This is a genomic window from Bacillus cereus group sp. MG16, from assembly GCF_040459875.1.
Lineage (GTDB): Bacteria > Bacillota > Bacilli > Bacillales > Bacillaceae_G > Bacillus_A > Bacillus_A paranthracis.
Window position 1 is genome coordinate 2,573,476 of the sequence record NZ_JARVHE010000001.1, and the last position, 26,173, is coordinate 2,599,648.

Genomic DNA, 26,173 nt, shown 5'->3' on the forward strand with positions numbered 1-26,173 from the left:
CACCTTTTAGGGGGAATATGATGTTTATTTTAGATCAATACATTGAACTATGGGTTGCCTATGGGAAAGGGAAAAAAGAAGGAGAACAATTAGAAATAACAGTCCAAAATATATCCGAAACATTATTTTGTACAGAACGTAATAGTAAATTGATTATAAAAAAATTAGATGAGTTAAATTGGATTGCTTGGTTTCCAGGACGAGGGAGAGGGAGGCGTTCTAAAGTAATATTTCGAAAGCATCCGAAGTCATTAATTTTAGATAAGGGAAAAGAAATAACGAAAAAAGGAGATGTGAAAAGTGGAATCTCATTTGTAGAACGCTACAGCTCACAGTTTCCATCAATAAAGAAAGAGTATGAAGTTTGGGTAGATTCCATATTTGGCCATCAAATAGAACGGACACCTGAAGGAAGAAAAGACGTACTTCGTTTGCAAGTACAAATGAACCTGGACATCGCTTTAGATCCGGTTTACGCTACGATGCGCTCAGAATGTCATATGGTTAAACATCTTTTTGATACACTCGTATATGTAAATGAGGAAACAAATTCTATAGAACCAAGGCTTGCTTTTCAATGGGAATATAATGATGCTGAAAAGGTATGGACTTTTTATTTACGAAAAGGCGTTCGTCTTCATAATGGAAAACGCCTTACTGCACATCATGTTATACATTCATTGAATCGATTTATGAAAGCTGAAAACAACCCACATGCATGGATGTTACAACATGTTGAAAGTTTCCGTGCAGTGGATGAATTTGTTGTTGAAATTCAATTGCATACGGAAAATAGGATGTTTTTACATATGCTAAGTGCAGAACAATGTTCTATCGTAAAGGAAGATGAAGCGGGAAACTTCATAGGTACAGGACCTTTTATATTACAAGAGAAGAATACACATTTATTTGCATTAGAAGTACATGATTTATATTATCGTGAAAGACCTTTTCTTGACCGAATTGAACTATTGAATGTAGAGCAAAATGTAAATACATATGACGTATTAGTAAAGGCACAGTATAAAGATAAAGAAAATCTTAATAAAGAACTTTCACGGCTTGAATCGAATGTGACATATGTAACGTGTAATCTTGTAAAAAAAGGGCCAATGCAAGATGAGCTGTTTCGAAAAGCGCTATACAAAATTATTCATGGTGATAAAATCGTTCAAGAACTCGGCGGAGAACGTGGAGAAGTGGCAAAGAAACTAATATTAGCAAATGAAAGTATAGTAGATATTGACGAAGATATCCAAAGTTTAATTAAAAGGAGTACGTATCATAGTGAAGTGCTACAACTATACACATTTACAGGACGAGATCACGTTGAAGATGCACAATGGATACAAAAAGAGTGTGCGAAGTACGGGATTCGTGTAGAAACTAATTTTCTTGAAATAGAAGATCTTTTAGAAATTAGTACGATACAAAAGGCTGATATGATGCATGATAGCGCAACAATTAGCGAACGAATAGAAGATAGTTTGTTATATATGTTTCTTACAAAAAACAGTTTTATTCATGGGCAAAGCAGCGTGGATTTTCATAAATTATTGTCCCCTTATTTTAAACAAGAACAAGTAGAGAAAAGAGTTACACTGTTACGCGATATTGAGGAGACATTGTTACGTCAAGTTCAAGTTATTCCTTTATACCGTAACAAACAACAAGTAACTTCTCATGAAAAAGTACAAAATATAATGATTAATTCACAAGGGTGGATTGATTTTTATAGAATATGGTTTAAACCTTGATAGATAAAGGTTCTTATGCATTTTTCATGAGATGTGTAAGGGCCTTTTTGTATGTAAAATAGGATTGTTTTACACATTGTTATGCTACTTGTTATAAAAGTTCATTTACAACGTAACAGTGTTATGTTACATTGTTATCAGGAAGGAGTGTTATACAGTTGAGTACAGATTTAATTTCAAAAAAAGATTTATTAGAACTTACTGGTATTTCATATGGACAGTTATATAGGTGGAAAAGAAAAAATTTAATACCGGAAGATTGGTTTGTACGAAAGTCTACATTCACGGGTCAGGAGACATTTTTTCCGAAAGAAAAGATTTTAGAGCGAATTGATAAAATCCAAACGATGAAAGAGGATCTATCACTAGATGAACTAGCGAATATGTTTTCACCGAGTGTGAGAGAAATTCTTTTAACAAAGGAAGACGTTTTACGTAAAGGGATTGCATCAGAACCAGTTTTACAATTTTTTATAGAACAAACGAATAAAACAGCAGAGTTTCAATTTGTAGATATTCTTTATGTGTACATGTTAGAAGAATTACTACAATCGGGAGAGATTAGTTTAGAAGAAGGAAAAATGGTCTTGCAAGTATTAAGTGAAAATTATGAAGCAATGAAACATAAAACGTGTGACTTAATCATTGTCCGAAAGTTAGGGATTTCTACATGTTTCTTAGTTTCAAACGTGGACGACTTAATTTTTGAAAAAGGCACCAAAATCGTTTTGCGCGAAGCGATTATGAAATATACCGAAGCATTAAAAACTAAATTGTTGTAGTGGAGGAGAAAGTATGCGTACAGATAATTTGATTATAAATGGTTACGGTTCATCGAATGGCGGCGAGTTTCATAAAGTGCAATTAAACGGAAAAGGAACTGTGAATGGAAATGTTGAATGTGAGCAATTTGAATGTAACGGTTACGGTGCAGTTACTGGCGACTTGAAAAGTAGCAGAGCACGAATTAGCGGATCTGGTAAAGTTGATGGCACAGTTCATGCTGAAACGATGCGAATTGATGGAAAAGCTACAATTACGCAAAATGTAAAGGCAAACAGTTTGAAAATTGCAGGAAAAGGTACGATAGGTGGAAATGTCACAGGTGAAGAATTTAAAGTTAATGGTCAAGCAACAATTGACGGTAATTGTGAAGTGGATACTTTTTCTTCAGAAGGTCAATTTACAATTGGCGGATTATTAAGCGCTGATGAAATAAATATTAATATTCACGGTACATGTCGCGCGAAAGAAATTGGTGGTCAAACGATTAAAGTAAGACATAGATCAGGTACATTAAGTAGGCTATTTAAAACAGTATTTGGCTTGCAGTTAGAAGCTGAGCTACTCGAAGGTGACAATATCGATATTGATTATGCTCACATAAGAACGGTAAGAGGAAATAATATTACAGTAGGACCGAACTGTGAGATTGAACTCATTGAATATACAGGTGTTCTTACTGTTGATAAAAGCGCAAATGTAAAAGAAATTAAGCAGGTTTAATGGGAGGGAGAAAGTAATATGGAACATCCACATAGTCTCACAGTAAATGGTTCCGGTAATTCAGCAGGCGGAGATTATAATAAAGTGAAGATTCGCGGTGAAGGAACGATTTCTAATGATATGAGCTGTAATGAATTTAAAACGTACGGCACGAGTGATGTACGGGGTAATATGAAAGTGAAAAATTATGTTGTGTATGGAGATAGTGAAGTACAAGGAACTGTAGATGCAGAATATGTAAAAGTATATGGTAATACACAAATGCATGGTGATGCACATATTGAAAAAACAAAAGTTAGAGGTATGATAGATATTGCTGGGAAGTTTTCAGGTGATTTTGTCGATGTAAAAGGTGCTTTAAATGTGAGGGGAAATATTGAAGTAGAAGATTTATCATTAACTGGTGGTCTTGAAAGTGATGGATTACTTAATGCTGAAAATATTCAAATCTCACTTCGTTATGAAGGAAGTAAGGTAAGAGAAATTGGTGGTAAAAAAATTATGATTCGTAAAAAAGCGAGATTTCTTCCTTTTATTAGTCATGCTGGTAACCTACAAACTACAATTATTGAAGGAGATGATATTTATTTAGAACATACGATTGCTGACGTAGTGAGAGGAAACAACGTTACAATTGGCCCTGGGTGTGAAATTAGTGTTGTAGAATATCATACTAGTTTTAATCAAAAAGGTAATGCAGTCGTAAAAGAACATAAACAAATATAAGTAATACGAGGGAGAGCAAGAGATATGGTTGAGAAGAATAATAAGCTTGGCTTTGTTGTGGCGGGCTTATTGCTAGGTATACTAATGGCATCAATGGATAATACCATTGTCGTAACGGCGATGGGAACGATCGTTGGTGACTTAGGAGGCCTTGAAAACTTTGTATGGGTTGTTTCTGCCTATATGGTCGCAGAAATGGCAGGTATGCCGATTTTCGGTAAACTATCAGATATGTATGGTAGAAAGAGATTCTTTATTTTCGGTTTAATTGTCTTTATGATTGGTTCGGCACTTTGTGGTACTGCTGAAAATATTACACAGTTAGGTATTTATCGTGCCATTCAAGGTATTGGCGGCGGGGCATTAGTGCCGATCGCGTTTACAATCGTTTTTGATATTTTCCCTCCTGAAAAGCGCGGGAAAATGGGTGGTTTATTCGGAGCGGTATTTGGTTTATCAAGTATTTTTGGTCCGTTACTCGGCGCATATATTACAGATTACATTAGCTGGCACTGGGTATTTTATATTAACTTACCACTTGGCGTTTTAGCACTTATTTTTATTACATTCTTTTATAAAGAATCACGAGTTCATAGAAAGCAAAAAATTGATTGGTTTGGCGCAATTACTTTAGTTGGTGCAGTAGTTTCTTTAATGTTTGCTTTAGAACTTGGCGGACAAAAGTATGATTGGGATTCTAGCTTTATTTTAAGTTTATTTGGCGGATTCGCTATTTTAATTATTGCATTTATTTTTATTGAACGAAAAGTAGAAGAGCCAATCATATCATTTGAGATGTTTAAGCAGCGCTTATTCGGAATGAGTACCATTATTGCTTTATGTTATGGTGCTGCGTTTATGTCAGCAACTGTATACATTCCGTTATTCATTCAAGGTGTATACGGAGGTACCGCAACAAACTCAGGGTTATTACTATTACCGATGATGTTAGGATCAGTTGTAACAGCGCAATTAGGTGGGTTTTTAACGACGAAGCTTAGCTACCGAAACATTATGATTATTTCTGCTGTTATTATGCTAATTGGACTATTCTTATTAAGCACATTAACGCCAGAAACAAGTCGTGTATTATTAACAGTGTATATGATTATTATTGGATTTGGAGTTGGTTTCTCATTCTCTGTACTAAGTATGGCGGCTATCCACAACTTTGGTATGGAACAGCGAGGGTCTGCGACTTCAACGAGTAACTTCATTCGTTCATTAGGCATGACGCTTGGTATTACAATCTTCGGAATGATCCAAAGAACAGGTTTCCAAGATCAATTAGAAGAAGCATTTAAAGGTATGAACGGGGGAATGAATACAAACGCTTTAGGAGATTCAAGAGCTATTTTATCAGAATCGGCAAGATCTCAAATTCCACCGCAAATATTAGATAAAATTATTGATGCTCTTTCTAGCTCAATTGTCCAAACATTTATGTGGGCATTGGTACCAGCTGGTTTAGCATTCATATTTATTTTCTTTATGGGAAATGAGCGCATGGTAATTAAAAAACAACAAAAGAATAAAAAGAGCGAAACATCAAAAGCGTAATGAAAAAGCTCCCTTCCAATTGGAAAGGAGCTTTTTCGTATGTACGGATTTAGATTAGCCTTCGATGATTTCGTATTCTTCGTCTGCTAATAATAAAATTTGTGTTTTCTTACCTTTGTTTTGAACTTCGATTACATCGTAAGCACCTAAGTCTCTTATTTTGCTTTGAGAAGCGTTAACCATAACTTCAATAGAATCAATTAAGATATCTTCTTCAATGTATGATTCAGGCAATGCCATATCTTCAGTATCTAATACACATGCGTATAGATTTTGTAAGTTTTCAGCAGTAGGATTTTGTTCTTCAACATCAATGATGTTTTTTACTGCTTCCATATTTTCTTCTTTTGCTTGGTATACTTTAATTTTAGCCATTGTTTTAATCTCCTTTATAACGTAATCGTAGAGGCTACACTTCATTATAACGTTTTTTTCATGAAAGATGAAATTGTTATATGTATTTATAGGGGAATTTATGTGTTAGTACTCATTTTTAATGCGATAAGTAGGCAAATATATTCCTACGTTAAAGTTATATTGTCCAAGCTTTTCTCATATCCCGCTCATATTATGTGTATGAGATAAAACATATAGAGAAGGGATGGAGTGTAAGTGGGTTGTGAGCCGAAACGAAATGATCGATGTTGCCAAAATAGTATTTGTGAATTTTTGCGAAGTCTAGAGCCTTTTACAAAAGTTGAGAGTATTGTAATTGCCGGAAATGAAATTGTTGTATCTTATTTTCTTTCATTTAATAAGAAGAATGGTGTCGTATCCTTCGTACAAGAGGACGATGAGGTTATTTTTGTAGATTGCTCTAAGATTGATGCAATTCGAATAGGAAAAGTTTGTAGTTGTAAAACGAAAGTCAAATTTATTGAAGAGGATTTCAGTCTACTTGGAAACGTTTGTCCGCAATGTTTAACAGAGGGAAGCACACTCTTTTTTGACTTTCACAATTCAGAATTGAATTTATCACTTCAAGCAAAAACAATTGATGCGCCTAGTTGTACTGAGTTTATAGATGAGATGGGAAATGTAGTAAAACAAATTACTATAATAGGTGAAGCAATTGTTTCTAAAGATTTTGTTCAAGTGCCTGAATTATTAAGTTTCCGACTAGTATTATCTGATACGGCTACGAATCCTTTAAAGTTTGGAATACTGTTCATTAATTTCCCTGATCTTACGTTTATTATTCTTTTCGCATCGAGTGGATACCTCAACATTTCGAATTGTTTGAGGATAGAGAGTGGAACTGGTAATGCTGAAATAGAAGAGATGAAAAAGATAATATCGAATGACGATAATACGTACACATCAGTTGTTAAAGTGACTAAAGTATATAAAAACGGAGGAACAGAATCATTTGTTTATAAGAATGAGTTATAACATATATATTTAAATGAACCCTTAAACTAATGTTGAGGGTTTTTACATAATAAAAGATTATAGATTGTGAATTTTTATTAAGTATATTATCTGTAAACCTATACACTAGAAAGTCATTTACTTTTTGATTAAATGTTATAATAATTTTATATTTATGAATAATTTATAATTATATGGAATGTAGTAGACGTTTGCTTATATGTAGAAAAGAGTAGAAGTACATTAATTCTAAAGAAAGCAGGAATGTAAATGATATATGAAGCGAATATACATACAAGAGAAAAATTAGTTACTATGTTCGAAGATTTCAATAACGTTGTTTTACTTTCTTATTTACAAGGACATATGGGTACCGCTTGGGTAAATGATCTTGAAAATCCGACAGTAGCGCAAATTACGGTAGGGATCTTTACATTTTACGCTGGGGATTCAAAGGTGAAAGAAACAGAAGAATTGCTTCGAAACATTCCTGATAGAATGTTAGTCATCGTAAATAGTGTAGAATGGAAAAAGCGTTTAGAAACATTTTACGAAAGAAAAATAGATAAGTTTTTACGATATAAATTTAAACGTAATGCAGAAGTTTTTGATCGTTCAAAATTACAATCTCTTATATCAGCGCTTCCAAAAGGATACGAGTTAAGAAGAATAGATGAAAATATCGTAAATAACCCTACATTACATAAAGTCTCTAAAGATTTTACAAGTCAATTTCAATCAGTAGAAGATTATATAAACCGAGGTATAGGGTATTGTATTTTGTATAAAGGAGAAGTTGTATGCGGTGCATCATCATATAGCATTTATGATAATGGCATTGAAATTGAAGTTGCGACTGATCACAATTATAGAAGAAAAGGATTGGCGACTATAGTTAGTGCAGCACTCATCTTGGACTGTTTAGAAAAAGGGATATATCCAAACTGGGATGCAGCGAATACTACATCTGCAAAACTAGCTGAAAAACTAGGATATGTTTTTGATAAGGCGTATGATACTTATTTTGTGGATAATAGTTCAAATAAAAGAGCAGTTAGCCAAAGCTAACTGCTCCTCTCCAAAGGGGGAATGGAGAGATACAATCATGTTATTTACATTATTGACGGGAGATTGATTTTTAATCAATCTTCTATAAAAGTTGAGATAAAATATTTTTAATTAACCCTGAGGATCCAATTAAGAGTACTGATAAAAATACAATTGAGAATATACTTTTTTTAGGTTTTTTTAATTCTATGTATATGTTAGTAATGGCACCAATTGCAACTACAGTAAAGATAACGAGTCTTATTACATCTATCATAAATAACGCTCCTTTTAATTACTTAATTGTATTATATAGGAATTGGCCTTTCGATTAGTTTATTTGAATACGATTTAAGGTAATTTTAAACAAACTAATCTTTTATACAAAAGTAAGGTTAAGAAAAAAGACAGCGTAAGAAGTAATAGTATATCTTGTAGAAGCTGATGTTGACCAAATAAATTATGGTTATTATCTATGCGGAAAAGTATAATTAATATTTATATATACTCACTTTAGGTACCTTTACAACTTAAATAATAAAACATGCTTTTCATAATGATCCAAACACCAATTATATTTTTCTAGAATAATTGGATGAACAACTTCTTTCGTAGTATCGACCTCAGTATAGCCATATTTCTTATAAAAGTTTTCTAATTCCTCAAAAGGAAGACAATATACATTTGGAACTTGTAATTTCTTCGCAGTTTCTACTAAAAATGAAACAAGATCCCCAGCTAATTGTAGCCCTCTAAATTGAGGAAGAATATAAATTCCACCCATTTCTAAAGTATCTTCATCTATTTGGACTAATCGTCCAACACCTGCATACTCATTGTTGTATGTAATAATTGCAACTTTATCTCTTTTTAAATCACTTCGTACAAATCCTATTGAGTCGTATTGATTATTAATCCATTCTAAATCATTAGATGTAGCCAATTGGATACTCATAGACATCCTCCTTCGGAATACTAGCACTATTTTTATTATATAAAACATAAGATGCTATATCAAAAGAACCTTGATATAGCACATTTGCAAAATTTATTAGTTGAAGTTGTAGATTTGCTGGTATTGAAATGATAATTTCAACTAAAAGAGGATAAGAACCTTGTGAATCTAGTGTAAAACTAGTTCTTGTGTTTGGTAACGCATTATTATTTAAGCGTATAGAGTTTATAGGCTTATTTTAATTGGTGTAGCTACTATATTATTGGAACTAGTAAGGAAATATAATAATCCCCAGCCTGAGTGATAAAAATCGTATTAGGATTTAACAAAAAAACCTCCTGAAAAAGAAAAGGGATTTAAAAATAAGAGCACTTCGAAAAGTGCCCTTCAGTAACGACTACTCATTCTAAAAAGAAAGGACGCAATATATCATATGAAGTTAAGTGTATTTAATTATGGGCCTTTTATATAAAAGTTTTATTTTGTTCCGAATGAAAAGGCGGTTGTTTCCGTAACCACCTTTCAGTAAAATAAAGCACTTTTTATGAAATAAATTATGGATGATCCCTAAAAAGGGTTATAGGATATACTCACATTTTTATAACTAAAGTGACGAGTTCAGGTTATAAGAAAGGAACAATTATATTGTATGAAATCTATTCTAGAGTAGTCGCAAAGAAAGCTGTCTTCTTATTTGAAGGCAGCTTTCTTTTATTAGAAAAAGAAGTAGAAGTAAAATAAAAGATTAAGTTACTTGTCCAAACAAATCTTTAAAAAATACATAAAATGCTAATAGTTAGTCAATATTTTAATATTGCTAACTTTTAAGACTAAAAGGGGTGATTTTATGTGTGAATGTGAAGTTTGTAGAAGAAAGAAAAACCGGGATCCATTAAATCGGGATTGTGAGCCGAAAAAACGAGCTCCTAAGCTAAAAAAAGAGGATTGTGAACCAAAAAAAGAGGATTGTGAACCAAAAAAAGAGGATTGTGAGCCAAAAAAAGAAGATTGCGAATCATTAAATTATTATTCGTTTAGTAAAAATGCAAATTTTTTAGAGGAAGCTATACAAACAGATAAAATCGATCAAATTTCTGAGGAATATATTGAAATAGTTGATTCAGCAGATGTACAAGTTACTACTACAGATACAAAAGCTGCGCTATCTATCCAAGCGGCATTACAAGCAGCTATTGTGGTTGTAGTAAGTATTTCTATAGCAGATAGTGAAAAGGCAGATAAAATAACACAAGAATTATTTCAAAAATCAGCTATTAAACAAATTAATAGACAAAAAACATTTATTAAAAATTCCAGAAACGTAACCGTAACAACTACTGATACAGATATTGCAGTGAATATTCAAATTCTCCTTCAAATTTTATTAGCTTTATTAGTTAAACTAAACATTTTATAAAGTGTCTATCCTATTGATATTTAGCTATAAGTTTTCACTCTAAGTAAACGTTTTTTGTTGTAACATATGGTACAAGCTTGGACTTCTTATTATGATTGAATTAATATTCAAGATAAATGAAAAAGCAAGTGTGGAAAATTACAAATAAAGTTTAAATACATTATTTAACAGTAAATGAAACTTATATTTATGTGAAGTGAAGGAAAGAAAGCTGACTTCTTATTAGAAGCCAGCTTTTTGAAGTTATTAGTAAAAAGAAGTGGAAAATAGAAGATTAAGTTACTTGTCCAAGCAATTTTTATTAAATTACATATAATGCTCTTAGTTATTTGAAATTTTTATAGAAAATTGATTGGAGTGAATATTGTAAATGGATGATTTAAACAAATTTTCTTCCTTTAAGTTTGATAAGGATCAAAAGAATATAATTATAGACCTTTTACTCTCAGATATTTTTAATAGGCATGGGATAAATGAAGAAAAACTAAAAAATTTATCGCCAGAAAAAAAGCAGCAAATTAAAAGTATTGTTTCTGAAATACAATCACAAGTTAATAATTATTTAGATTGAAAGGGGGTGAACGTATGGACAAAACATGTCATTCAGATGAAAATAAAAAATGGAGTGCATTAGATTACTCAAATCCTCATCCATCTTTTAAAAATACTAGTGTTTCAGAAGCAGCTGCGCAAGAAAGTAAAACTTACCAAATTTCTGAAGAATCAATTACAATTGTCGATTCAGCAGATGTAGAAGTTACTACTACAGATACAAAAGCTGCGTTATCTATTCAAGCTGCATTACAAGCAGCTATCGTGGTTATAATAAGTATTTCTATAGCAGATAGTGAAAAAGCTGATCGTGTTGCACAAGAATTGTTTCAAAAATCATCTATTAAACAAATTAATAAACAAGAAACTGTTATTAGAAATTCTAGAAATGTTACAGTTACGACTACTGATACAGACATAGCAGTAAACGTTCAAATTCTTCTCCAAATTTTATTAGCGTTACTAGTTAAATTGAATATTTTATAAAGTGTTTAACTTGTTTTTTATCTAGTGATTCTTTTACTGTTTTAATTATAGTACAGGCTATAAATATTACTCATAACTGGACTAATATTTAACATCGCTAAAATAATAATGAGAGCAATGTGATGGAAAATGAAGTTTGGTTATTTTATGAAAATTTAAAAGCCAGTTCCTTTATTGGATTTGGCTTTTAAATTTTAAACAGTATGAATTTGAAAAGATTATATTAAGATAAAGAATTAAAATATAATGATACAAAATACTTATAAAATTATTCGTGTTTTAGAAAAATAATAAGAAAAAGGTGTTTAAAATAGAATCATTTGTATTAACAGTTCAAGTTTTGAAGAATAGTGCATACAATATAAAGTGTTTTCCTTTCTTCATTTAAGTTTTACGTATATAATTTAAAGGTACTATTTTTATTTTATTATTTTATATTTATAACAGAATAGAGGTTTAAAAATGGGTGTTAAAATCATTACGGATAGTGCGGCGGATTTACCAGTAGAATTGCTGCAAGCATATGATATTGATTTAATTCCACTCCGTGTTTATGATGAATCAGAAACAGAGTATTTAGATGGAGTAACATTAGAGTCAGTTACATTATTGCAAAAAATGAGAGAAGGCGCTGTTTATAGAACGTCATTGCCTTCACTTGAAACTTTCCAAGAAAAATTTGTTTCTTATGCAAAAGAAGGTAATCCTTGTATATATTTAGCTTTTTCATCTGAACTGTCTGGTACATATCAATCATCAGTTCTCATTAAAGAGGAAGTAAAAGAAACATATGCTGATTTAGATTTAGAAATTATTGATACGAAATGTGCTTCGCTTGGTCAAGGTCTTGTTGTTTTAGAAGCTGCTAAAATGGCGAAAGACGGTGCATCAAAAGAAGATATTTTAAAACGTGTTGATTTTCTAATGAACCATATGGAACATATCTTCACTGTAGCTGACTTACAGTACTTAGTGAGAGGTGGACGTTTAAGTAAAGTCGCAGGATTTATCGGTGGTTTACTAAACATTAAACCGATCTTAAACGTGGAAGAAGGAAAACTTGTACCACTTGAAAAGGTAAGAGGGAAAAAGAAAGTACTTGGCCGAATTGTCGATATAATGGAAGAGCGTGGAAAAGAACTTAAAGGTCAAACAATCGGTATAACTCATGGTGACGATTTAGAAACAGCTGAAGCATTAAAAGCATTAATTACAGAAAGATTTGGCTGTGAAGTATTTATCGTAAATACAATTGGTGCAGCAATCGGAGCACATACAGGACCTGGCGTTATAACGTTATTTTTCTTAAATGAAGTAGAGTAAAGGATTGATCTTTTGATCAATCCTTTTTTATTAATCAGTAATAATTGGTCGATATGGTATCGGTGAAGATAAAATCATCGAAGTTTTGACTGTTCCAAATGGTATAACGATATCAATTAATTCCTCTAATTCCTTCATAGAGTGAACCGCTACTTTTAAGTAATAGCTACTTTCACCTGTTACTCGATGACATTCGAGTATTCTATATTCTTCGTAGATTTTCTCCTCAAATTTTTTACAAGGAATCTTTAGATTTTCAATTCTTAAAAATGCTTGAATTGATTTTCCAACTGCATCTAATGATATCCGAGCGGTATATTTCTCAATTATTCCAGTATCTTGTAATCTCTTTAGTCTTTCTGTAACACTAGGGCGGCTGAGGTGTAAGTGCTCCGTCATTTCTGTAATTGTCATTCTCGCATCTTCTTGTAGTAATAACGTAATTTTCTTGTCAATTTCATCCATGAATTATGCTCCTTTGCAAAATTGAAAGTAAATTTCTGAAATGAATACATAATATAAAATCCAATGTTAAATTACATACACTTTTGTATATTGAATAGAATGATAACTTTCTATAATTAAAATATAAATGGAGGTGCATGTAATGTCTAATCATTTTGATGAAACAATTTCTATTAAAAAGGGAACAGCCTTATACGTCGGAGCGGTTCTAGGATCAGGAATTCTTATATTACCTGGTATGACAGCGAGTGTAGCAGAGGGGAATGCAATTGTTTCTTGGCTTATTATGATATCACTTAGTATTCCACTTGCATTCACATTCGCATTTTTATCGATTGAGCATCCAAGTGCTGGTGGAATAGCTACTTTTGCAGAAAAAGCTTTCGGTAAAAAGATAGGTGCTATTATAGGATGGTGTTTTTTTATTGCAGGTAGTGTTGGGCAAATTGTTGTCTCAATGACTGGTGGAATGTATATAGTGAGAGTGTTTGATTTATCATCATATTTTTCTTATGTTATAGCACTTATTATTTTAAGTATTTCAATTGGTTTCAATTTATATGGGTTAAAAATGACTGGGTGGTTTCAAGTATGTATTGGTGTATTAACTTTCTTTGTTTTAATTGTAACAATTATTAGTTCACTACCTTATATTGAAATGAAAAATATAAACGTAAATATTTCTATGCAAGAAATAGACCCAATCATAAAAGCATCATTATTAATTTTTTGGTCTTTTTTCGGCTGGGAAGCTATTGCAAGTTTAGCTCCTGAATTTAAATCACCTAGAAAAAGAAATATTATTTTATCTACGGGATTTGCGATTGTTATTATTGGAGTTTTATATATAGGTATTGCATTATCAGTAATTGGAACGAAATCCTATCATATCAATGCTGATAATACTACATCTCTTGTTCTTGTAATGAAGCAAGCATTAGGCGACCAATTTGCATGGATAATTGGATTTGTAGCTTTTATCATTTGTTTAGGGACGACAAATGCATTTATCGCAAGTATGGGGCGCTTAGGTTATTCACTAGGAAAAGAAGAAGTTGCACCGCGTTATTTAGCGCATATTAATAAAAAAAGAGAAACACCAACAAATGCAGTAAAAGTTGTAAGTTTTATTGCAATAATAGGTTTGTTAATTAGTTTCGTTTTCCATATTAGCATAGATAAAATTGTTTTAATACCGAATTCGTTAGGAATTGTTACATATATAGTCGGTACTGCCGCTGGGATGAAATTAATAAAGAATAAGTTAGGTAAAATTCTTTCTATAGTGGCTTTTACATGTTGCGTAGTAGTTTATCCTTTTATTGGAGGAGTAATATTGATTCCAGTAGCCGTAGCATTCATATGTTTATGGTATGTGCGTTTCAGTAGCAGAATAAAAGAATATAAATAAGAATGCGCTTATAGAAATCTAAATATTTAAAGATGTTAAAATTTTACCACTTCATATATAATTGTGTAGGGAGAAATATCTGTAACTATTTGTAAAAATAGGGGGCGGCTATAAAAATGCATGAAATTGCTAGGTGGAATTTAGATCGATTGTATCCGGTTGAGGATATTCTAACTCCAATATTGGAATTGAAAGAACAATATTATGAGACAAAGGATGTAGGGGTCCTTTCAAAACTTATACAAGCTATTGAAAAAGCAGAATACTATTTGTACTGTCGATCGGCTGAAGAAAGTGTTGCATCGGATAATACTAGATTGACTGTGAAAGTAAAGGAATTAAAAAGTGAAGTGCAGCAAGTCATACAGCAAAGTGAAGTGGAAATTACCGATAGTACTAGGCTAATAAAAGATGAACTAAATGCGTGGGAAAATATGTACATACAATTAAGGAATAGGATAGAAATAGAGCACAATAATAAGCAATTATCATTTGGACAAGCAAATCATATTGCAATGAATAGTGATAATGAAAAGGAAAGACTAGAAGTATTCGAGTCATTAACATTTGCTTTACATAAGGAGAAAGAAATTTTTGCTACTGTATTAAATCAAATAGGAAGATTGCGTAATACAAAGGGTAATGAATTAGAAGATAGAGAGATTTTAGCAAGGTCACTTCATGCGAATGGTATTTCAGAAACTGTATTATTACAAATATGGAATACGACAGAAGAAAATCTAGATAAATTAGTTAGTGCTTTAAATGTGTATAAGAAAGGCAGAGCTTCGATTACATGGCATGAACTTATGACAGTAAAGGAGAATAATGAGGTTATTATTCCTTTTTCAGTAGCAGTACAAAACATATACGATGCATTAAAAAATATAGATGAAGAATTAGCAGAATTTGCACGTCATGCGATAGAAAGTGGTTGGGTAGATGCAGAGCTGAGAGAGAATAAACCACCAGGTGGATTTTGTGCTCCTTTTTTCAGTGAGAAAGAATCTCGAATCTCAATGCGTTACGACGGAAGTATCGATAGTGTAAGAGTACTTGCCCACGAACTAGGACATGCTTGGCATTTTTATAATATGAGTTTTGAACAATCCTCTTCTTTTTTAGATGATTATTTGCCAATGAGTACAGCTGAATCAGCATCTATTTTCTTTGAAACGGTGCTTATAAATTATCTAATTCAAACAACAGATAGTATAGATATGAAAAAGTCATTGCTTAGCTGGAAAATAAGAAACTGTTTTAATTATGTAATGGCAATTCGAGCATCGTACGAATTTGAGAAGAACTTTTACGAGAAATGTAAAGAAAGTCCTTTAAGTGCTGATGAAATCGAAAAATTATCTATAGTAGCGCAAGAAAAAGCATATGGAAATTCATTATCAGAATATCAGCCGTTTGTTTGGATGAAATATGTTCAGTTTTATTTAGCAGATGTTCCTTTTTATAATTATCCATACACATTTGGCTATTTAGTTAGTTTTAGTTTATTAGAAATAGCTAAAGAAAGGAAAAGTACTTTTCACTTGAAATATAAAGAGTTTTTACGAGAAACAGGAAAAGCCCCAGTGGAAGAACTTATGAAAAAACATTTTGAAATAGATATAACGAGCTATGAATTTTGGGATAAAGCCTTTAAACAAATTTCTAAAGATATTGATGAATATTTGCGACTTATGTAAGGAGAGAGTATAGTGGATTACCAACTTATAAAGGGAATACCTTTTTCAACTTTAGAATATACAAAAGCTATAAGTTTATTAAAAAGTTGGCTACATGAAAAACAAGAGAAACCAAGATTTGTAGTAACTGCAAATCCTGAAATTGTTATGTCTGCAAAGGAAAGTACGGCTAAATCTAAACAGTTTAAAAAGATGTTACTATCTGCGGATTTAATAACAGCGGATGGAATTGGTGTCATAATTGGCTCGAAAATATTAAAAGGAACGCTGAAAGAACGCGTCACTGGGGCAGATATCACTCACGATTTAATAAAATATTGTAACGATAATCGATACCGTGTCTTTCTTTTTGGAGCTGCACCAGAAAGTAATAAAAAGGCATTAGTAAAATTAAATGAGCAGTTCCCAGGCGCACAGTTTAAAGGACAGCATGGATTTGTAAATGGTGAGGAAATAGAAGAAGTAAAAATGAAAATAAAGCAATTCAAGCCGCACTTATTGCTAGTAGGACTAGGTTCACCGAAACAAGAAGAATTCATCTATGAAAACATACAAACATTAAACGTTCCACTATCTATTGGTATTGGAGGTATGATCGATATATTATCTGGTACTGTAAAAAGAGCACCGAAAATTATGAGGGATACAGGAACTGAATGGTTATATAGATTACTCTCACAGCCGAAAAGATTAAAGAGACAAATCGTACTTCCGAAATTTTTATTGTCGGTTATGTCTGAAAGAATTAAAGGGAGTAATTAATAAAGGAGAGTACATTCATGAACAGAATCGGAATTATCGGAGCAATGCAAATTGAAATAGACTTACTTTTAGAAAAATTAGTTGTACAAGAAGAACAAATAATTGCGGGAATGCCTTTTTACGTTGGAGAATTCATGGGAACTGAAGTAATTGTTACAAGATGTGGTGTAGGGAAAGTAAATGCAGCGGCATGTACGCAAACATTAATTCATAAATTTGATGTAGATGCTATCATCAATACAGGTGTTGCTGGTGGATTACACCTGGATGTAAAAGTTGGTGATATTGTTATTTCAACGAATGTTACCCATCATGATGTAAGTAAGACTCAAATGAAAAACTTATTCCCGTTTCAAGAACAATTTATCGCAAGTAAGGAATTAGTAGAGCTAGCGCGTAAAGCATGTAATAGTAGTTCTTTACATATGGAAATTCATGAAGGAAGAATCGTAAGCGGTGAATGTTTTGTTGAAGATTCAAAACTAAAAGCGAAATTAATAGACGAATACGCACCGCATTGTACAGAAATGGAAGGTGCAGCAATTGGACATGTTGCCTACATAAATGAAGTACCGTTTCTCGTAATACGATGTATTTCTGACAGTGCAGACGATGAAGCACAAATTTCTTATGATGACTTCGCGAAAACGGCCGCAAACTATTGTTCAGAAATTATCGTTGAGATGCTTAAAAATATATCAAGTAAAACTGTATTATAATTCAAAAGGAGAGAATGAAATGTTACAAGCATTCATTTTTGATATGGACGGAACGTTATTTCAAACAGATAAAATTTTAGAATTATCGTTAGATGATACTTTTAATCATTTACGTTCATTACAATTATGGGATACGGTAACACCTATTGATAAGTACCGTGAAATTATGGGTGTGCCGTTACCGAAAGTTTGGGAAGCTTTATTACCGGATCATTCTCTTGAAATAAGAGAACAAACAGATGCATATTTTTTAGAAAGATTAATTGAAAACATTAAGAGCGGAAAAGGTGCTTTATATTCGAATGTAAAAGAGATTTTTACATATATAAAAGAAAATAATTGCTCAATATATATTGCAAGTAATGGTTTAACTGAATATTTACGAGCAATCGTATCTTATTATGATTTAGACCAATGGGTTACTGAAACGTTTAGTATTGAACAAATAAACTCACTTAATAAAAGCGACTTAGTAAAAAGTATTTTGAACAAATATGATATAAAAGAAGCAGCGGTAGTCGGGGATCGTTTATCTGATATAAGCGCAGCTAAAGATAATGGCTTGATTGCGATTGGATGTAATTTTGATTTTGCACAAGAAGATGAACTTGCCCAAGCTGATATAGTAATAGATGATTTACTGGAGTTGAAGGGGATATTGCCTGCTATACAGAGATAATAAAGTTGTTTAAATTACAATATAATCATTCTAAAAATAATAAAGTCGTTTAAAAATCTTTCTTCCATTAACGGAGTAAATTGCTTAGTGGGGAATTAAAATAAGTACTTGTGGCTTCTGAAGTAATGGAAAAAGAAAGATGTTAAATACAAAGTAGATTCTGTTATACAGAGGTAGAGATAGTGGTATTCATTTGTGATGGATTAGTAATGGTTTGATTTGGATTATAAAGTGTGTGCGTTTTTTGCCAAGTACTATATGACTTATTCTATGGAGGAAATATGCTTAAAGATAATTTTAACATTAATAATATTCCCACGGTTTTGTGGGGAGATAAAAGTGAAAAAGTTTTTATTGCAGTACATGGAAATATGTCAAATAAGGAAGATGCAGTTATTCAAATATTAGCTGAAGAAGCTAATCAAAAAGGTTATCAAGTATTAAGCTTTGATTTACCTGAGCATGGAGAAAGAACAAATGATAATACACTTTGCAAAGTACAAGTTTGTGTTAGGGAATTATCTATAATTATGAATTACGCAAAAGAACATTGGAAAGAAGTAAGTGTGTTTGCATGTAGTATCGGAGCTTATTTTAGCCTTTTAGCTTATCAAAATGATGTGATAGAAAAGGCGTTATTTTTATCACCAGTAGTTAATATGGAACGAATTATCGAAAATATGATGAAATGGTTTAATGTAACACCAGAGCTTTTGCAAAAAGAAATGATTATAGAGACACCGATTGGTCAAAAGTTATATTGGGATTATTTATGTTATGTAAAAGAACATCCTATTAATACATGGAATACAGATACATATATTATGTATGGAGCTAAGGATGAACTGTGTGAATTTGAAACTATAAACGATTTTACAAAAAAGCAACGTTGTGAATTAGAGGTCGTGGAGACAGGTGAACATTATTTTCATACTGAGGAACAGTTAAAGGTATTTGAACAGTGGTTATACAAACATATAGATTAACAAATTATAACTTAACTTGAACATGTTAGAGTAGAATGGTGAATTTATAAACTGATATTATTTTTGAGAGACACTATAAATGTAAGGGTATTCATTTAAGCAAACAGCTGCTTTAGTTCATATATTATCGATTTACATCTGAAGTGAAGAATACACATACTACGAATTGAATAAGATAACAATCATAAAAATGCCCAGAATAAATGATTCTAGAGCATTTTTATGTATTTTCATAGTAAGGGGGATTTACTTGAAAGATATATATATTCAACAAATTGAAGATTTAATGATATACGAACACGAATATCTTGTTCAGGAAAGCAAAGATGAAGGGTTTTATTTCCTAATAAAACTAATAAGTGAATATGAAAATAAAATAAACACATTTAATAAAACTGGAGAATGTTTATATGGTATTTTTCAAGGGGAAAAGTTAATTGGAATAGGTGGGCTAAATGCGGATCCGTATACAGAAAATAATAAGATTGGCCGATTAAGGAGATTTTATATTGCGAAGGACTATCGTCGTATAGGACTAGGGAAGTTGTTATTAAACAAACTATTATCTCATGCAGAAAAGTATTTTAAAGTGGTGGTTTTACATACAGATACGAAACAAGGTGATGTATTTTATACTGCAAATGGATTTGTGAAGAGAGAAGTATATAAAGGATCTAGTCACTATAAAGTATTATAGAAAAGGCTATCAAAACAATATTTTATTAGTCTCGAGTTCCTATATTTATAAAAAGAAAATTTAATTTCATTTACCGAAATAATAGTATAAAAAAGAGACCTCAGCTTCTAAAAATAAGCTTACGAGATCTCTTTTTTTCTAGTCAATTATGTGCTTACATTCATTTGCTTCAATAATCTCTTCGGATCACCTTTTAAATAATAGAAATGTGGATTATTTTCATCGTCGTAAAGCATAATATAAGGCTTTTGATTAAGCGGGAGAAGTACAAGTACTTCATCAATTGTTGTATGTAACCATTGATTCGTAATAGAAACTGGTTTAGATAAAGGGATTTTTATCATGTGGCCATCTCTTGGAACGACATTTAAGTTTTTGAACGGGCCAGTAATGGATTTAGCATATTGAACAGCTTTTTTTTGAATAGCTGGATCTAAAGATTGTTTTTGAACGACCATTTCTTTTTGACAATCAAATACTTCAATTTGTTGATTTGTATTTGCGAACGCATTTGTTGATAATAAGAAGAAAAGAAGAGTAATGACCCCGATTTTTTTCATCATAGTACAACACCTCGTTTTTACTATACCCTTAACTGGTTCAAATATTTTTCTGTCACATACATGTAACAAAGAAGTTGTATGATACAATTGATTTTTGTTTAAAAGCAATGGAGGATAATGTATGAAAGTATTAATCGCAGATGATGAACAAGATATGCTAAGGATTTTAAAAGCTTATTTTGAGAAAGAAGGCTTCGAAGTTTTCTTAGCGAAAGATGGAGAAGAAGCACTTCAAATATTTTATGATGAAAAAATTGATTTAGCTATTTTAGATTGGATGATGCCGAAACATAGCGGTATTACTGTTTGTCAGGAAATAAAGAAAAACTCAAGCGTAAAAGTATTAATGCTCACGGCGAAAAGTGAAAGCGAAGATGAATTAGCAGCTCTTCAAAGCGGGGCAGATGAGTACGTAAAAAAACCATTTCATCCAGGTGTACTCATTACTCGAGCGAAAAAGCTAATACAGCACGATGATGTCATTCAAGTTCAAGATTTGAAAATTGATTTTACGAAAAATAAAGTTTATAAAAATGACAAAGAGTTAGATATTACAAAAACAGAGCTAGAATTAATAAAGTGTTTTTTAAATCATAAAGGCATGATTTTAACTCGTAAAAAATTGTTAGATATCGTATGGGGATTTGACTATTTTGGAGAAGAGCGAACTGTTGATACACATGTAAGAAGGTTACGTAAAAAAGTAGGAGAAAATATTATAAAAACGCATCGTGGTTTAGGGTATAGTTTGGAGGAGCAGAGTGAATAAACTTGGAAAAAAGCTATTTCTCAGCATTTCTTTAACTGTTATTCTTATTTTTACGATTTCTTTATTATTAATTAACTATCTTTTACCGAAATATAATATTTACAAAACACGAGAAAGTTTAAAAGGTATTACAGCACAAATACAGTCCATACCGAGCGAACAAATAGATGAAGCAATTTCTAGCATTGAAAATAAAGGAACTGTTACGATTGCGTATACATCAATTAACAATTCGGAAGATCATATTAATGATGAGTTACGCTTGCAACTTACAAGGAAAAGAGTTGCCCTTAATAAAATTTGGATTACAAAAGAAGAAATAATGAAAGTAAAGAACTTCGGACAATCGAATAAAATATACGATCAAGGGAAAACCAAATCTAGCTTTTTTGTGAAATACATGACGAAAGGCGATATGTTGATTTTGGTAGGGGTTTCTATCGCAAATTCGAATGAAATAATAAAAACGTTAAACACATTTTATGTATTCATTTTAGGTATGACGATTTTACTTATTATTGTACTTGTATGGATATTATCAAAAACAATTACGACACCACTGAAAGAATTAAGTGATGTCGCAGAAGATATTTCACGTTTAAAGTTTAAAAAGATAGAAGTGAAAACGAATGATGAAATAGGAGACTTAGCCACTAGTATTAATATCATGAGTGAAAAACTACATGAAGCGCATGAAGATTTAACAGACCGAAATGAACATTTAAAACGATTTATGGGTGATGTGACCCATGAATTAAAAACTCCAATCGCGTTAGTGAAAGCATATTCTATGGGAATAAAAGATGGTCTAGATGATGGTACATACATAGATACAATCATTAAACAATCGGATCACATATCAAACTTAATTGAAGAGTTATTACGATTTTCTAAACTAGAAAGAGATGTGTTACAAAAAGAAGAATTTTCTATTAAATCACTAGTCCAAAGTATATTAGATAAGCATAAGATTGAACTGGAGTCGAAAGAAATTAATTTGCAAGTGAACTATAATGTTGGCGATGCAATTGTTTATGCAGATGTAAATAAAATGAGAATGGTGTTCCAAAATTTAATTTCTAATGCGATAAAATATACATCAAATCAAAATATAAAAATTACATTAGAAGATCGAAATGAGAGTGTATATTTTCAAATTCAAAATGGTATGAATGCTGAACATATGAAAGATATCGATAAAATTTGGGAACCTTTTTACGTCTTAGAATCTTCTCGTAGTAAAGATCGTTCAGGTACAGGACTAGGCTTAGCGATCGTGAAAAGTATTGTAGAAAGACATGGTTTTGACTATGGCGTAGTTACTATAGGGGGAGAAATACGGTTTTATATAACTATGAAGAATGAATAATTTAATACAATTAGAAGCATCGTCTATTAATAGGCGATGCTTCTAATTGATTATATTTGAGTAGTAAACGAGAATAAATAACTTCGAAAAATAGTTGGAAGAGTGTTCTACAAATTTCTCAAGTGGTTGTACAAAAGAATAACTAAATTTTCAGTAAATTTGTTGTATAGTAAAAGGAGAAATATATGGGGAGGAAAGAGTATGGGGAAAAAGAAAATAGCAATTACATTATCAACAATCATATCTTTATCAATCACATCAGGAGTTTCTAGTATGACTGCGAATGCAGACAATAAAGAAACAAACTACATAAATGAGTATGACATGAAGTTAAATGGAAATGTTTCAGATGCGTTACGTTCAAGTACGAAAATTGAATTAGAAAACGGGATGACAAAACCGATTTACTCGCTTGATGAAGCGATTGTTGAAAATTTATTTGTAGAAACGGAAGTAGATAGTGATCGAGATGGAAAAAAAGATCGAGTATCAGTAAAAGTTATGCGTCCAAAAACTGATCCAAATGTGAAAGTTCCTGTTATATATGAAATGAGTCCATATCGAGCTGGTTTAAAAGATGTTCCTGTATATAACGTAGATGAAGAATTGTATGCGTATGAAGGGAAACCGTATGGAGCTGTTAATCTTGGTTCGTATGGAAATTATTATGTACCAAGAGGCTATGCAGTCATTTTAGGTGAAAGTATTGGAACTGGGAAATCAGATGGATGTCCGACGACTGGGGATGAGCAAGAAATATTAGGGACGAAATCTGTTATTGATTGGGTAAATGGACGTGCGAAAGCATATACAGAAAATGGTGAGGAAGTTAAAGCCGAGTGGTCAACGGGAAATGTAGGTATGACAGGAGTTTCTTATAATGGTACGTTACCAAATGCTGTTGCAACGACAGGCGTTGAAGGGCTAAAAACAATTATACCTATCGCAGCGATTAGTAGTTGGTATGATTATTATCGTGCAAACGGTGCAGTGATTGCGCCAGGTGGATACCAAGGAGAAGATACAGATAATATGGCAGAAGCAGTACTAACAAGAGAAAATCCTGAAGTTTGTGGACAAGTAATAAAAGAGTTAACAGCAGGACAGGACCGGAAAACTGGTAATTATAATAATTTTTGGGACAAACGTAATTATGTAAAAGATGCTAAAAATGTAAAAGCGAGTGTATTTGTTGTTCATGGTTTAAATGATTGGAATGTAAAGACGAAGCAGTTCGCGCAATGGTGGGAAGCACTTGGAGAGAATGATGTTCCTCGTAAAATGTGGCTACATCAGGGTGGACACGGTGGAACATCAACGAATGACTGGCAAAGAACACAAAATAAATGGTTCGATTATTGGTTATACGGAATTGAAAATGGAATTATGAATGAACCAATGGTCGATGTACAACGTGAAAATAAAACTTGGGATAAAATAAAAAATTGGCCGGATCCATCAGCTGTGCCGTCAAAAGTGCGAATGTATTTAAGTAATAAAGCAGTTAATTTACCATTCAGTATGGGTTCTGTTAATAAGATGTTTTCATTCGTAGATGATGCAAAAATGAAATCAAACCAATTAGTTGCAAACCCAGAATTAGAAGTAGCAAATCGATTAGTGTATACAATGCCTGTACTGCAAAAAGATACGCGTATAAGTGGTATACCAAAGATTTCAATTACAGGAAATATTGATCGATCTGTATCAAATTTAACAGCATTACTTGTTGACTATGGAGGAGCGAAGCCGGAAATCGTAACGAGAGGCTGGATGGATCCACAAAACGTAAAGAGTATAGAAAATTCAACGGCGATTCAACCGGGCAAAGATTATACATTTACATGGGACATGCAGCCAGATGATTATGTCTTTAAAGCTGGGCATCAAATTGGAGTTGTTTTAATTGCAAGTGATTATGATTATACAATTAGACCAAAAGCGGGCACGAAGCTTACAGTGAAATTAAGTGAAGTGACATTGCCAATTGTGAAATAAATAGTTATGGATAAAGAGCTTACTACAAAGTAAGCTCTTTACATTTTGAAAGGGAGAGTTTAATGTGAATGTTTATTGGTAGATACAAAAATACTTACAACAAATAAAAAAATTGCATTTATGATCAATAGGCCACTAAATATAAGGCCCGCAAAACCTCCAGCGAATCCATCGCCTACTTTTTCGCCAATTATGTGCAAAGTGGCGAAGAAAACAATGGGGCAGCAAGAATGAAAATACCACTAGATATTTTCCATATTTGCCTATATTTCTTCGCTATAAAGAAAATTAGAGCATTAAAAGTAATAAGAAGTAAAAGAAATATAATGAATGAATTCATCATACCCTCCTTCTAGATGAATTCTGAATTTTCGTTGTTTTTGTTTTCATTTCGAAGGAAGTATTATACAATATGATTATATTTTATGGAAAGCGAGTGATATATTATGACAGTCAGCTCTTTCGAATCTTCATTAAAAATACAGGTACAGGGAGATTAATTGAATTTAAATCTTCCGTACGTAAAAAACGGAGGAGAAAATAAATGTTTAGTTTTTATAGTTCACTTTGCACGGAACTTTATGATTACACAAAGCCTGTCGGTTATTCTTTAAATGGTGATATTGAGTATTACGAAGAACGTTTGAAAAATTGTAGAGGTAGAATTCTCGAAGCAGCAGTAGGGTCAGGGCGTGTCATCATCCCGCTTCTTGAGGCTGGTTTTACAGTAGATGGGATTGACTATTCACCTGAGATGCTAGAATCGTGCCGTATAAGATGCAAAGAGAGAGGCTTACACCCTAATTTATATGAAGGAAGCTTACAAAAATTTTCACTTCCGCAGAAATATGAGGCAATTATCATTCCTACTGGTTCTTTTTGCTTAATTGAAAATCGAGAGGATTCTATAAATGCATTGAAATGTTTTTATGAACACCTTAATCCAGGCGGACGATTAATCGTAGATATTATGCTTCCGTATGACTGGAAGACGGGGGAGATTCATACATCGACTTTTTCTTTGCCGAGCGGAGACGGAATTACATTAGAAAATAAATCAATTGAAATAGATTGGCTGAACCAAGTTACTCTATCATATTTAAAATATGAAAAATGGAGTAAAGGACAGTTAGTACAAACAGAACTACAACGCTTTGCGGTACGCTGGTATGGAATAGAAGAGTTTAAACTTCTTTTAGAAAGTATTGGTTTCTCTAATATTACTTGCTCTGCTGACTATGTTTTTGAAAAAAAACCGTCAAAGGCAAATCAAATGTTTACTTTTGAAGCAGTGCGAAAAGAAAAATAAAGAAGTATGTAAGAAAACAAGGCAATCGATACAATATCGATTGTCT

24 protein-coding genes and 2 pseudogenes are annotated in these 26,173 nt (G+C 32.1%); 21 read left to right on the forward strand and 5 right to left on the reverse strand.

The genetic code is table 11. From position 1 onward, the window contains the following. Nucleotides 1–20: 20 nt before the first annotated feature. The 5 genes from QCI73_RS13240 (at nucleotide 21) to QCI73_RS13260 (ending at nucleotide 5,549) form a co-directional block, all read left to right on the forward strand. Nucleotides 21–1,757, forward strand: coding sequence for an ABC transporter substrate-binding protein (locus tag QCI73_RS13240; RefSeq protein ID WP_327923917.1), 1,737 nt, complete (start codon nucleotides 21–23; stop codon nucleotides 1,755–1,757). 158 nt (nucleotides 1,758–1,915) lie between these two features. Continuing rightward, nucleotides 1,916–2,539 (forward strand): YhbD family protein, encoded by a 624-nt coding sequence (locus tag QCI73_RS13245; protein ID WP_000102254.1) that lies wholly within the window; start codon nucleotides 1,916–1,918, stop codon nucleotides 2,537–2,539. A 13-nt stretch (nucleotides 2,540–2,552) separates the two neighbouring features. Beyond that, the gene (locus tag QCI73_RS13250) at nucleotides 2,553–3,263 is read left to right on the forward strand and encodes a bactofilin family protein (protein WP_001258379.1); all 711 of its coding nucleotides are present in this window, start codon (nucleotides 2,553–2,555) and stop codon (nucleotides 3,261–3,263) included. A gap of 18 nt (nucleotides 3,264–3,281) precedes the next feature. Beyond that, nucleotides 3,282–3,989, forward strand: a complete 708-nt coding sequence (locus tag QCI73_RS13255) for a cytoplasmic protein (protein ID WP_353823100.1) — start codon at nucleotides 3,282–3,284, stop codon at nucleotides 3,987–3,989. 24 nt (nucleotides 3,990–4,013) lie between these two features. Further along, nucleotides 4,014–5,549 (forward strand): MDR family MFS transporter, encoded by a 1,536-nt coding sequence (locus tag QCI73_RS13260; protein ID WP_262724783.1) that lies wholly within the window; start codon nucleotides 4,014–4,016, stop codon nucleotides 5,547–5,549. Nucleotides 5,550–5,603: 54 nt separating this feature from the next. Here the strand turns inward: QCI73_RS13260 and QCI73_RS13265 are convergent, their stop codons facing one another. Continuing rightward, nucleotides 5,604–5,924 (reverse strand): hypothetical protein, encoded by a 321-nt coding sequence (locus tag QCI73_RS13265; RefSeq protein ID WP_001062732.1) that lies wholly within the window; start codon nucleotides 5,922–5,924, stop codon nucleotides 5,604–5,606. A 237-nt stretch (nucleotides 5,925–6,161) separates the two neighbouring features. Between QCI73_RS13265 and QCI73_RS13270 the strand changes: the two genes are divergently transcribed. Both QCI73_RS13270 and QCI73_RS13275 read left to right on the forward strand, forming a co-directional pair. Then, nucleotides 6,162–6,941 (forward strand): BC_2878 family exosporium-associated protein, encoded by a 780-nt coding sequence (locus tag QCI73_RS13270; protein WP_000501713.1) that lies wholly within the window; start codon nucleotides 6,162–6,164, stop codon nucleotides 6,939–6,941. A 249-nt stretch (nucleotides 6,942–7,190) separates the two neighbouring features. Then, nucleotides 7,191–7,988 carry a GNAT family N-acetyltransferase gene (locus QCI73_RS13275; protein WP_000638721.1) on the forward strand — a complete coding sequence of 266 codons (798 nt, stop codon included), beginning with the start codon at nucleotides 7,191–7,193 and terminating at the stop codon, nucleotides 7,986–7,988. A 502-nt stretch (nucleotides 7,989–8,490) separates the two neighbouring features. Here the strand turns inward: QCI73_RS13275 and QCI73_RS13280 are convergent. Then, nucleotides 8,491–8,922, reverse strand: coding sequence for a GNAT family N-acetyltransferase (locus tag QCI73_RS13280; protein WP_353823101.1), 432 nt, complete (start codon nucleotides 8,920–8,922; stop codon nucleotides 8,491–8,493). Between the two features lie 847 nt (nucleotides 8,923–9,769). On the opposite strand from QCI73_RS13280, the gene QCI73_RS13285 reads away from it, so the two are divergent. The 4 genes from QCI73_RS13285 to QCI73_RS13300 all read left to right on the forward strand — a co-directional run bounded on the left by QCI73_RS13285 (nucleotide 9,770) and on the right by QCI73_RS13300 (nucleotide 12,700). After that, the gene (locus QCI73_RS13285; protein ID WP_353823102.1) at nucleotides 9,770–10,339 is read left to right on the forward strand and encodes a spore coat protein; all 570 of its coding nucleotides are present in this window, start codon (nucleotides 9,770–9,772) and stop codon (nucleotides 10,337–10,339) included. Between the two features lie 370 nt (nucleotides 10,340–10,709). After that, nucleotides 10,710–10,910, forward strand: a complete 201-nt coding sequence (locus tag QCI73_RS13290) for a spore coat protein W (protein WP_000342253.1) — start codon at nucleotides 10,710–10,712, stop codon at nucleotides 10,908–10,910. A 14-nt stretch (nucleotides 10,911–10,924) separates the two neighbouring features. Further along, the gene (locus QCI73_RS13295; RefSeq protein WP_353823103.1) at nucleotides 10,925–11,377 is read left to right on the forward strand and encodes a spore coat protein; all 453 of its coding nucleotides are present in this window, start codon (nucleotides 10,925–10,927) and stop codon (nucleotides 11,375–11,377) included. Nucleotides 11,378–11,839: 462 nt separating this feature from the next. Continuing rightward, complete coding sequence (locus tag QCI73_RS13300; RefSeq protein WP_062921221.1) at nucleotides 11,840–12,700, forward strand: DegV family protein; 861 nt, start codon at nucleotides 11,840–11,842, stop codon at nucleotides 12,698–12,700. Nucleotides 12,701–12,730: 30 nt separating this feature from the next. Here the strand turns inward: QCI73_RS13300 and QCI73_RS13305 are convergent, their stop codons facing one another. Next, nucleotides 12,731–13,165, reverse strand: a complete 435-nt coding sequence (locus tag QCI73_RS13305; RefSeq protein WP_000343327.1) for an Lrp/AsnC family transcriptional regulator — start codon at nucleotides 13,163–13,165, stop codon at nucleotides 12,731–12,733. Nucleotides 13,166–13,307: 142 nt separating this feature from the next. On the opposite strand from QCI73_RS13305, the gene QCI73_RS13310 reads away from it, so the two are divergent. The 6 genes and pseudogenes from QCI73_RS13310 (at nucleotide 13,308) to QCI73_RS13335 (ending at nucleotide 20,119) form a co-directional block, all read left to right on the forward strand. After that, nucleotides 13,308–14,576 (forward strand): APC family permease, encoded by a 1,269-nt coding sequence (locus QCI73_RS13310; protein ID WP_353823104.1) that lies wholly within the window; start codon nucleotides 13,308–13,310, stop codon nucleotides 14,574–14,576. Nucleotides 14,577–14,692: 116 nt separating this feature from the next. Beyond that, nucleotides 14,693–16,276 carry a M3 family metallopeptidase gene (locus QCI73_RS13315; protein WP_353823105.1) on the forward strand — a complete coding sequence of 528 codons (1,584 nt, stop codon included), beginning with the start codon at nucleotides 14,693–14,695 and terminating at the stop codon, nucleotides 16,274–16,276. A gap of 12 nt (nucleotides 16,277–16,288) precedes the next feature. Next, nucleotides 16,289–17,038, forward strand: coding sequence for a WecB/TagA/CpsF family glycosyltransferase (locus QCI73_RS13320; RefSeq protein ID WP_088106727.1), 750 nt, complete (start codon nucleotides 16,289–16,291; stop codon nucleotides 17,036–17,038). Nucleotides 17,039–17,055: 17 nt separating this feature from the next. Further along, a pseudogene (locus QCI73_RS13325) lies at nucleotides 17,056–18,436 on the forward strand (5'-methylthioadenosine/adenosylhomocysteine nucleosidase). A gap of 281 nt (nucleotides 18,437–18,717) precedes the next feature. Beyond that, nucleotides 18,718–19,422, forward strand: coding sequence for an alpha/beta hydrolase (locus tag QCI73_RS13330; RefSeq protein WP_353823106.1), 705 nt, complete (start codon nucleotides 18,718–18,720; stop codon nucleotides 19,420–19,422). Nucleotides 19,423–19,672: 250 nt separating this feature from the next. Next, on the forward strand, nucleotides 19,673–20,119 hold the full coding sequence (locus QCI73_RS13335; protein ID WP_353823107.1) for a GNAT family N-acetyltransferase: 447 nt from the start codon (nucleotides 19,673–19,675) through the stop codon (nucleotides 20,117–20,119). Nucleotides 20,120–20,265: 146 nt separating this feature from the next. Here the strand turns inward: QCI73_RS13335 and QCI73_RS13340 are convergent, their stop codons facing one another. After that, nucleotides 20,266–20,682 (reverse strand): hypothetical protein, encoded by a 417-nt coding sequence (locus QCI73_RS13340; protein WP_353823108.1) that lies wholly within the window; start codon nucleotides 20,680–20,682, stop codon nucleotides 20,266–20,268. 121 nt (nucleotides 20,683–20,803) lie between these two features. On the opposite strand from QCI73_RS13340, the gene QCI73_RS13345 reads away from it, so the two are divergent. From QCI73_RS13345 to QCI73_RS13355, 3 genes are all read left to right on the forward strand, one after another. Then, on the forward strand, nucleotides 20,804–21,451 hold the full coding sequence (locus tag QCI73_RS13345) for a response regulator transcription factor (RefSeq protein ID WP_000865972.1): 648 nt from the start codon (nucleotides 20,804–20,806) through the stop codon (nucleotides 21,449–21,451). Further along, nucleotides 21,444–22,820 (forward strand): sensor histidine kinase, encoded by a 1,377-nt coding sequence (locus tag QCI73_RS13350; RefSeq protein ID WP_353823109.1) that lies wholly within the window; start codon nucleotides 21,444–21,446, stop codon nucleotides 22,818–22,820. The genes QCI73_RS13345 and QCI73_RS13350 overlap by 8 nt, the downstream gene beginning before the upstream one ends. Nucleotides 22,821–23,021: 201 nt before the next feature. Beyond that, entirely contained in the window at nucleotides 23,022–24,818 is a 1,797-nt protein-coding gene (locus tag QCI73_RS13355; protein ID WP_353823110.1) for a Xaa-Pro dipeptidyl-peptidase, read from the forward strand. A gap of 59 nt (nucleotides 24,819–24,877) precedes the next feature. On the opposite strand, the pseudogene QCI73_RS13360 reads toward QCI73_RS13355, so the two are convergent. Then, nucleotides 24,878–25,158 (reverse strand): annotated as a pseudogene (locus QCI73_RS13360) (hypothetical protein). 204 nt (nucleotides 25,159–25,362) lie between these two features. On the opposite strand from QCI73_RS13360, the gene QCI73_RS13365 reads away from it, so the two are divergent. Continuing rightward, nucleotides 25,363–26,127, forward strand: a complete 765-nt coding sequence (locus QCI73_RS13365) for a class I SAM-dependent methyltransferase (protein ID WP_353823111.1) — start codon at nucleotides 25,363–25,365, stop codon at nucleotides 26,125–26,127. Nucleotides 26,128–26,173: the final 46 nt, after the last annotated feature.

Bases quoted from the DNA above. Each gene is read 5' to 3' on its own strand.
- QCI73_RS13240 (WP_327923917.1), top strand. From the start codon at position 21: ATGTTTATTTTAGATCAATACATTGAACTATGGGTTGCCTATGGGAAA.
- QCI73_RS13250 (WP_001258379.1), top strand. From the start codon at position 2,553: ATGCGTACAGATAATTTGATTATAAATGGTTACGGTTCATCGAATGGC.
- QCI73_RS13255 (WP_353823100.1), top strand. From the start codon at position 3,282: ATGGAACATCCACATAGTCTCACAGTAAATGGTTCCGGTAATTCAGCA.
- QCI73_RS13260 (WP_262724783.1), top strand. From the start codon at position 4,014: ATGGTTGAGAAGAATAATAAGCTTGGCTTTGTTGTGGCGGGCTTATTG.
- QCI73_RS13265 (WP_001062732.1), bottom strand. From the start codon at position 5,924: ATGGCTAAAATTAAAGTATACCAAGCAAAAGAAGAAAATATGGAAGCA.
- QCI73_RS13275 (WP_000638721.1), top strand. From the start codon at position 7,191: ATGATATATGAAGCGAATATACATACAAGAGAAAAATTAGTTACTATG.
- QCI73_RS13280 (WP_353823101.1), bottom strand. From the start codon at position 8,922: ATGAGTATCCAATTGGCTACATCTAATGATTTAGAATGGATTAATAAT.
- QCI73_RS13285 (WP_353823102.1), top strand. From the start codon at position 9,770: ATGTGTGAATGTGAAGTTTGTAGAAGAAAGAAAAACCGGGATCCATTA.
- QCI73_RS13290 (WP_000342253.1), top strand. From the start codon at position 10,710: ATGGATGATTTAAACAAATTTTCTTCCTTTAAGTTTGATAAGGATCAA.
- QCI73_RS13295 (WP_353823103.1), top strand. From the start codon at position 10,925: ATGGACAAAACATGTCATTCAGATGAAAATAAAAAATGGAGTGCATTA.
- QCI73_RS13300 (WP_062921221.1), top strand. From the start codon at position 11,840: ATGGGTGTTAAAATCATTACGGATAGTGCGGCGGATTTACCAGTAGAA.
- QCI73_RS13305 (WP_000343327.1), bottom strand. From the start codon at position 13,165: ATGGATGAAATTGACAAGAAAATTACGTTATTACTACAAGAAGATGCG.
- QCI73_RS13310 (WP_353823104.1), top strand. From the start codon at position 13,308: ATGTCTAATCATTTTGATGAAACAATTTCTATTAAAAAGGGAACAGCC.
- QCI73_RS13315 (WP_353823105.1), top strand. From the start codon at position 14,693: ATGCATGAAATTGCTAGGTGGAATTTAGATCGATTGTATCCGGTTGAG.
- QCI73_RS13330 (WP_353823106.1), top strand. From the start codon at position 18,718: ATGCTTAAAGATAATTTTAACATTAATAATATTCCCACGGTTTTGTGG.
- QCI73_RS13340 (WP_353823108.1), bottom strand. From the start codon at position 20,682: ATGATGAAAAAAATCGGGGTCATTACTCTTCTTTTCTTCTTATTATCA.
- QCI73_RS13345 (WP_000865972.1), top strand. From the start codon at position 20,804: ATGAAAGTATTAATCGCAGATGATGAACAAGATATGCTAAGGATTTTA.
- QCI73_RS13355 (WP_353823110.1), top strand. From the start codon at position 23,022: ATGGGGAAAAAGAAAATAGCAATTACATTATCAACAATCATATCTTTA.
- QCI73_RS13365 (WP_353823111.1), top strand. From the start codon at position 25,363: ATGTTTAGTTTTTATAGTTCACTTTGCACGGAACTTTATGATTACACA.